Annotated in this window: 1 protein-coding gene; it reads right to left on the reverse strand. The window is 77.7% G+C overall.

All coding sequences use genetic code 11. The annotated features are described in order from the left end of the window. Positions 1–28 precede the first annotated feature (28 nt). Positions 29–1226: PQQ-binding-like beta-propeller repeat protein (locus ACFUEL_RS39810; protein ID WP_380243123.1), on the reverse strand; the 1198-nt coding region annotated here is incomplete at its 5' end.

The following is a 1226-nucleotide window of genomic DNA, read 5'->3' on the forward strand; positions in this document are numbered from 1 at the left end:
GTCCGGGGCCGTACCGTTCCTGCCGCGCCTACTGCGGGACGGCGGTGCCGTAGAAGGAGTCCAGCGCGTACACGCAGCGGTCCTTGGAGCCGACGAACACCCGGCCGCCGACCGCCACCGGGGAGCCGGTCAGCTCGCCCTTGGTGCCCAGCTCCCAGCGCAGCCGGCCGGTGGCCAGCTCCAGGGTGTGCAGCGAGTGGTCCCGGCTGCCCAGGTGCACCAGGCCCTCGGCGACCGCCGGGGAGCCGACCAGGTCGCCCCGGGTGGTGTAGCGCCAGCGCTCCCGGCCGCCGGCCGCCTCGAACGCGAACAGGGTGTCGCCGGAGCCCAGCAGCACCGTGCCGTCGGCGACCACGGCGGGCTCGGCGCCCTGCCGGGCGGCGGTGGCGGCCCGCCACAGGCCGTGCCCGGTGACGGCGTCCAGCGCGTACAGGGTGCCGAGGTAGTCGGCGACGTACACCGCCCGGCCGTCCACCGCGGGCGGGGTGAACAGCACCACGGGCGCGTCGAAGCGCCAGCGCTCGGCGCCGGTGGTGGCGTCCAGCGCGTGCACCTGCTGGCCCGAGGTGACGTACAGCATGCCGCTGTGCTCGACCGGCCGGGACGGCACCTTGCCGCCCACCGGGACGGCCCAGCGCACCGCGCCGCGCCGCGGGTCCACGCAGTACAGCCGCCCGCCGCCCTGGTAGTAGGCGGCGCCGCCGACCAGCGCCGGGCCGGACTGCGGGTTCTCGTACTCCTGCTGGGCGTCGTCGGCCCGCCACAGCTCGGCGCCGGTGACGGCCGAGCGCAGCTGCACGCCGCCGCCGCGGACGCCGCAGCACAACACGCCGTCCGCGGCGTCCAGCGAGTAGACCCAGCCGTCCAGCGAGTGCCGCCAGCGCTCGGCGCCGTCGCCGGCGTCCACCGTGTACAGGTGCGGCCCGTCGGCGGCGTGCAGCAGGCCGGCGTCGACGGCCAGCGCCCAGGCGACGTCCCGGGTCTTCCAGCGGCGCTCGCCGGAGCCGATGTCCAGCGCGTGCACCTCGAAGCTGGAGGCGAACAGCGTGCCGTCGGCGACCACCGGGGTGCCCCACACGTCGTTGGACATCCGGAACCGCCAGGGCCGCCAGCGGGCCGCGGGCTGCGGCGGGGCGGCGGACGGCGCGGAGCTGCGGCGCACCCAGTCGGTGCCGACCGGGGCGGCCGAGGGGGCGGCCGGCTCCGCCCGCGGCCCGGGTCCTATC

The sequence above is a fragment of the Kitasatospora sp. NPDC057198 genome (genome assembly GCF_042670125.1).
Classification (GTDB): Bacteria; Actinomycetota; Actinomycetes; order Streptomycetales; family Streptomycetaceae; genus Kitasatospora.